The 6,446-nt window shown below is 34.2% G+C and carries 6 protein-coding genes; 2 read left to right on the top strand and 4 right to left on the bottom strand.

Annotated elements, in window-relative coordinates; genetic code table 11:
* Positions 1–173: 173 nt before the first annotated feature.
* Positions 174–773 (top strand): glycoside hydrolase family 25 protein, encoded by a 600-nt coding sequence (locus ACE3PD_RS01530; RefSeq protein ID WP_374398869.1) that lies wholly within the window; start codon positions 174–176, stop codon positions 771–773.
* Positions 774–1,005: 232 nt separating this feature from the next.
* Here the strand turns inward: ACE3PD_RS01530 and lptB are convergent, their stop codons facing one another.
* From lptB to ACE3PD_RS01510, 4 genes are all read right to left on the bottom strand, one after another.
* On the bottom strand, positions 1,006–1,803 hold the full coding sequence (gene lptB, locus ACE3PD_RS01525) for an LPS export ABC transporter ATP-binding protein (protein WP_374398867.1): 798 nt from the start codon (positions 1,801–1,803) through the stop codon (positions 1,006–1,008).
* 195 nt (positions 1,804–1,998) lie between these two features.
* A complete protein-coding gene (locus ACE3PD_RS01520; protein ID WP_374398865.1) occupies positions 1,999–2,349 on the bottom strand; it encodes a carboxymuconolactone decarboxylase family protein in 351 nt (116 codons plus the stop codon).
* 6 nt (positions 2,350–2,355) lie between these two features.
* The gene (gene tatC, locus ACE3PD_RS01515; RefSeq protein WP_026724506.1) at positions 2,356–3,177 is read right to left on the bottom strand and encodes a twin-arginine translocase subunit TatC; all 822 of its coding nucleotides are present in this window, start codon (positions 3,175–3,177) and stop codon (positions 2,356–2,358) included.
* Positions 3,177–4,142 (bottom strand): SIS domain-containing protein, encoded by a 966-nt coding sequence (locus ACE3PD_RS01510; RefSeq protein WP_291264870.1) that lies wholly within the window; start codon positions 4,140–4,142, stop codon positions 3,177–3,179. Before ACE3PD_RS01510 ends, tatC begins: the two co-directional genes overlap by 1 nt.
* Positions 4,143–4,227: 85 nt before the next feature.
* Here ACE3PD_RS01510 and recQ point away from each other — a divergent pair, with 85 nt between their 5' ends.
* Complete coding sequence (recQ, locus tag ACE3PD_RS01505) at positions 4,228–6,423, top strand: DNA helicase RecQ (RefSeq protein WP_374398862.1); 2,196 nt, start codon at positions 4,228–4,230, stop codon at positions 6,421–6,423.
* Positions 6,424–6,446: the final 23 nt, after the last annotated feature.

Genomic DNA, 6,446 nt, shown 5'->3' with positions numbered 1-6,446 from the left:
ATTGTAAAAAAAGCTGAAAAACCACCAGAAAAAAACATTTTTTCAACAGATAATTTTATCAATCAAACAAAATTAAGCATATAAACAAAGGGATACAGAAGTTTTTTTTCTATTTTTGAAAAACTTTCGGATAGTAGTGTTACGAAGTATTACACAAACACGATGACAAAGCTATTGGTTTTGATGTTTCGGAATACCAAAGTGAAATCGATTGGGAACAAACCTATCATATTGATGAATCGTTTGAATTGTCTTTTGTTTTTATTCGTGCTACTGCTGGAAAAAATAAGGTAGATTCAAGATTCAAAGAGAATTGGAAAGCATCAAAAGAGCGAGAACTCATTCGAGGCGCTTATCATTATTATCGTCCCAACGAAAATTCGATTGAACAAGCCGAAAATTTTATCAAAACCGTTAAATTAGAAAAAGGCGATTTACCTCCTGTTTTGGATATCGAAAAATTACCTAAATCCCAATCAATAGACAGTTTAAAAGTAGGATTACGTCGTTGGTTAAAAAAGGTAGAAAAGCATTACAAAGTCAATCCAATTATTTATTCTGGTGAAAGTTATTATACCGATTTTTTAAAAGAAGAATTTTCAGAATATCCGCTTTGGATTGCCAATTACAATTTTTGGAGAAACGATTTAGAATCCGATTGGCAATTTTGGCAATTCACAGAAAAAGCTCAAATTGAAGGTGTTGAAGGCATGGTGGATGTAAATATTTTTAATGGAAATAAGAATAAGTTGTTGTTGAAATGTATTCGATAGTCATTTAAACGCAAAGACCAAAGTTTTTTCGCAAAGGACGCAATTCATTAAAACACATAGAAACAGTAGTTTCAAGTTGTGTTGATTAAGTACGAAGTGTCGGACGTTGCACTTAGCATAGTTCACATTAGACTATGCGCATAGCTTATTGTGCTGCCAAGCATCCCTTGTTCAACAATGAGTACTATGATAAAAGAAATAAAGCTTTGTGGACTTTGTACTGCAAAAAAAACTATTCTTTATTTAAATTCAGTTCTCCTTTACCGTGAATGATAGTGGTTTTAGGCGCTTCAAAATCGATTTTGGTTTTTCTTAATTCGAAATTTTGTCCTAAATAAACACGTCTTACAACTTCGTCGGCAGCTAGCTCTTCTGGTTTTCCAGCTTTTAGAATTCCACCTTCAAACATTAAGTAGGTTTTATCAGTAATTGCTAAAGTTTCTTGTACGTTATGGTCGGTAATTAAAATACCAATGTTTTTATTTTTTAATTGGGCTACAATTCGTTGAATATCTTCAACCGCAACTGGGTCAACTCCAGCAAAAGGTTCGTCTAATAAAATAAATTTTGGATCTGTTGCCAGCGCACGAGCAATTTCCGTACGTCTTCTTTCACCACCCGAAAGTAAATCACCACGATTGGTACGAATGTGTTCTAATGCAAATTCAGCAATTAACTCTTCCATTTTAGCTTCTTGTTCGGCTTTTGAAAGCGTAGTTAATTGCAAAACACTCAAAATGTTATCTTCAATACTCAATTTTCTAAAAACAGAAGCTTCTTGAGCCAAATAGCCAATACCGTGTTGGGCACGTTTGTACATTGGGAAATTCGTAATATCCATATCGTCTAAATAGATATTCCCGCTATTTGGTTTTACTAAACCTACAATCATGTAGAACGAAGTAGTTTTTCCGGCACCATTTGGTCCTAATAAACCCACGATTTCCCCTTGGTTTACTTCAACGGAAATCCCTTTTACTACACTTCTTTTTTTATAGGTTTTAACTAAATTTTCTGCTCTTAATTTCATTATAATAATGTGTCAATTAGACAATGATGCGATATGCCAATTAGCAATTCGGCAATGTGTCAATGTTTTAATATTGTGTAAAAATAAGAAATAATGTGTCAATTAGACAATTTGTCAATGTGCCAATTTAATGTTAATTATATAAAGCTCTATTAACTTATTCGCTCATTGTCTCATTGACATATTGACAAATTGCTAAACAGGCTCATTTTCTAAAGCTTCCCAAAATTCATAAGCTCTTCTTAAATGAGGAATTACGATAGTTCCACCTACTAAAGTGGCAATTCCCATAGCTTCCATCATTTCTTCTTTGTTAACGCCGTTTTTGTACGCCGTTTCTAAATGATATTTGATGCAATCATCACAACGTAATACCGCTGAAGCTACTAAACCTAGAAGTTCTTTTGTCTTAACATCTAAAGCGCCTTCCATGTAAGCGTTGGTGTCTACATTGAAAATTCTTTTGATGACTTTGTTATTGTCGGCTAATAATTTTTCGTTCATTTTTGAACGATAATCGTTGAACTCTTTTACTAAATCTGCCATTTTTTTTTATGCTTTTAATTTTTCTTTTTCTTGACTTTTTACTACCAAAACACTAATTAAAATACTTGCTTCGTATAATATCATAATTGGAATTGTAACGATAATTTGGCTCAAAACATCGGGTGGTGTAATGACAGCCGCTACAATTAATACGACAACTAAAGTGTATTTTCTGTATTTTCTTAAAAATTCGGGAGTTACCAATCCAATCTTTGTTAAGAAGAAAATAATAATTGGTAATTCAAATAACAACCCACTTGCAATAGCGGATGTTTTCATCAAGCTCATATAGGAATCAATATCAATCGAATTGCTAATTTCCGGACTCACAATGTAACTGGCGAAGAATTGTACCGATAATGGTGCAATTAAATAATAGCCAAACAAAACTCCGATAAAAAATAATATAGAAGAGATGATAATAAATGATGCCGCGTATTTCTTCTCTTTTTCATATAAAGCCGGACTAATAAATTTCCAAATTTCCCAAAGAATAAAAGGGAAGGCGAAAATAAACCCTACCGTAATGGAGGTCCACATGTGCATCGAAAATTGTCCGCCCATTTCTCTGTTTTGAATAGGAAGATTGATTTCGGTAATACACATCGTATCGCCCATATCAAATTGTTTTCCTAAATCACAAAAGAATTGGTATGTAACAAAGTCTGGATTTTTAGGGCCGAAAATAATTTCATTGAAAATAAAATCACTGAAAAAGAAAGCTACAATTCCGCAAATTAGAATGGCAGCTGAACTTCTTACTAATAACCAACGTAATTCTTCGAGATGGTCTAAAAACGACATCTCTTTTATGTTTTTATTTGCCATTATACGATTCCTTCTTTTAAAATATCGTGTAAGTGAAGTATTCCTTTGTATTCATTATTGTCAATTACAACTAACTGCGTAATCGAGTTGTTTTCTAAAATGTTTAACGCTTCCGAAACTAAAATGCTAGAATTGATGTTTTTTGGATTTTTCGTCATGATATCTTGCGCTGTTAAATCTGTAAAAGTGTCTCGATTGTTCAACATACGACGAATATCCCCATCTGTTACAATTCCAATTACTTGATTGTTTTCAATAACCGCTGTTACACCCAAACGTTTTTCGGAAATTTCCATAATCACTTTTTTGATAGAAGCATCTGGAGTTACCATTGGTTTGTGTGTGGTGTCTAACATGTCTTTTACACGAAGCAATAATTTTTTTCCTAAAGCGCCGCCTGGATGATACACGGCAAAATCTTCACTTTTAAAGTTGCGCATTTCCATTAAACAAACGGCTAAAGCATCTCCAAGAACTAATTGAGCTGTAGTACTGTTGGTTGGGGCTAAGTTGTTTGGGCACGCTTCGCTTTCTACATACGCATGTAAAATGTAGTGTGATTCTTTTCCTAGAAACGAATTTTTATCAGCCGTCATTCCGATTAGCGTATTACCGAAACGTTTTAATAACGGCGCCAATACTTTAATTTCTGGACTATTACCGCTTTTTGAAATACAAATGATAATATCCTCTGGTTGCACCATTCCTAAATCGCCATGAACCGCTTCGGCTGCATGTAAAAACATAGATGGCGTTCCTGTTGAATTTAAAGTAGCTACAATCTTTTGAGCGATTAAAGCGCTTTTGCCAATTCCAGTTATAACTAGTCTTCCTTTGGTGTTGTAGATTGCGGTAACACTTTTTGCAAAATCCTCGTCAAGATAATTCACTAGATCTGCGATGCTTTTACTTTCCGAAAGTAAAGTTCGTTTTGCGGTAGCTAAAATCGTATCAGTTGTGCTCAAAATAGAAATATTAAAAAATTTGTGTGTATAAAAGAAAATCGTATCTTTATGTTTGCAAATTTAGGTAAAATCATATTAATAGAGAATGAATCCACACGAAATTGATTTACATAAAGAATTAAAGAAATATTTTGGTTTTAACCAATTCAAAGGGCTTCAGGAACAAGTAGTTAAAAGTATCATCACAGGAAATAATACCTTTGTGATTATGCCTACTGGTGGTGGAAAGTCGCTTTGTTATCAGTTACCAGCCTTGGTATTGGAAGGAACTGCAATTGTGGTTTCTCCGCTGATTGCCCTAATGAAAAACCAAGTAGATGCCATTCGAAGCTTGAGTTCTGAACCCGGAATTGCTCATGTTTTGAATTCTTCATTGAATAAAACCGAAGTCAATCAAGTAAAAAAAGATATCACTTCAGGTATCACAAAATTGTTATACGTTGCCCCAGAATCGTTAACAAAAGAGGAATATATTGAGTTTTTAAACAGTGTGAAATTATCTTTCGTTGCCATTGACGAAGCACACTGTATTTCCGAATGGGGTCACGATTTCCGTCCTGAATATCGCAATTTGAGAAATATTGTACGTCAGTTAGGTGATGTGCCAATGATTGGATTAACAGCTACGGCAACTCCAAAAGTGCAAGAGGATATCTTGAAAAACTTGGATATGCCTGATGCAAACACGTTTAAAGCATCGTTCAACCGACCTAATTTATATTACGAAGTACGTACCAAAACTAAAAATGTCGAATCGGATATTATTCGATTCATTAAACAACATAAAGGAAAATCAGGTGTTATTTACTGTTTGAGTCGTAAAAAAGTGGAAGAAATTGCACAAGTTTTACAAGTCAATGGTATTAGCGCTGTTCCATATCATGCAGGTTTAGATGCTAAAACTAGAGCAAAACATCAAGACATGTTTTTAATGGAAGATGTAGAAGTCGTAGTAGCAACCATTGCTTTTGGTATGGGAATTGACAAACCAGACGTTCGTTTTGTAATTCACCACGATATTCCAAAATCATTAGAAAGTTATTATCAAGAAACAGGTCGTGCAGGTCGTGATGGTGGTGAAGGGCATTGTTTGGCTTACTATTCGTATAAAGACATTGAAAAGTTAGAAAAATTCCTTTCTGGAAAGCCTGTTGCTGAGCAAGAAATTGGTTTTGCGTTGTTGCAAGAAGTGGTAGCCTATGCCGAAACTTCTATGTCGCGTCGTAAATTCTTATTACACTATTTCGGTGAAGAATTCGATGATGTCAACGGAGAAGGTGCCGATATGGATGACAACGTTCGTAATCCAAAGAAAAAAGTCGAAGCACAAGACCAAGTGGTTACCTTGTTAAAATTAGTTCGCGATACCAAGCAATTATTTAAGTCTAAAGAAGTGGTTTTAGCACTTGTGGGTAAAGTAAATGCAATTATTAAAGCACAAAAAATAGATGGGCAACCTTGTTTTGGTAGTGGTTCTAGTTTTGATGAAAAATATTGGATGGCTTTAATTCGTCAAGTGTTAGTAGATGGTTTATTAACGAAAGATATTGAGACTTATGGTGTGTTGAAAATGTCAGAAAAAGGAGAAGCTTTTATCAAAAATCCAGTTTCTTTTATGATGTCTGAAGATCATGAATATAATGAAGAAGAAGACGAAGCAATCCTAACTGCAGCTAAATCTTCTGGAACTGCCGATGAAGCTTTAATGGCTATGTTGCGCGATTTGCGTAAAAAAGAAGCTAAAAAGTTAGGAGTTCCACCGTTTGTGATTTTCCAAGATCCTTCTTTAGAAGATATGGCGTTAAAATATCCAATTTCTATTGATGAATTGAGTAATGTTCATGGAGTAGGAGAAGGAAAAGCTAAAAAATATGGAAAACCATTCGTTGATTTAATCAATCGATATGTGGAAGATAACGATATTATTCGTCCTGATGATTTAGTGGTGAAATCCACAGGAGCTAATTCTGGATTGAAGTTGTATATTATTCAAAACGTGGATCGAAAACTAGGCTTAGATGATATTGCGAAAGCCAAAGGCTTGGATATGGATGGTTTGTTGAAAGAAATGGAGCAAATCGTGTATTCAGGAACCAAATTGAATATCCGCTATTGGATTGACGAAATTTTAGACGAAGATCAACAAGAAGAAATTCATGATTATTTCATGGAATCGGAATCTGATAATATCAAAGATGCACTAAAAGAATTTGACGGCGATTATGATATCGAAGAACTTCGTTTAATGCGAATTAAGTTTATTAGCGAAGTGGCGAATTAATTTTTAAAAAGAAACGCAGATTA

The sequence above is a fragment of the Flavobacterium sp. genome, assembly GCF_041911335.1.
Taxonomy (GTDB): Bacteria; Bacteroidota; Bacteroidia; order Flavobacteriales; family Flavobacteriaceae; genus Flavobacterium.
Note: the sequence above shows the minus strand (reverse complement) of the source record. Positions and strands in the feature narration are given on the sequence as shown.

Excerpts from the sequence above, each read along its gene's own strand:
- lptB (WP_374398867.1), bottom strand. The coding sequence starts at position 1,803 with ATGAAATTAAGAGCAGAAAATTTAGTTAAAACCTATAAAAAAAGAAGT.
- ACE3PD_RS01520 (WP_374398865.1), bottom strand. The coding sequence starts at position 2,349 with ATGGCAGATTTAGTAAAAGAGTTCAACGATTATCGTTCAAAAATGAAC.
- tatC (WP_026724506.1), bottom strand. The coding sequence starts at position 3,177 with ATGGCAAATAAAAACATAAAAGAGATGTCGTTTTTAGACCATCTCGAA.
- recQ (WP_374398862.1), top strand. The coding sequence starts at position 4,228 with ATGAATCCACACGAAATTGATTTACATAAAGAATTAAAGAAATATTTT.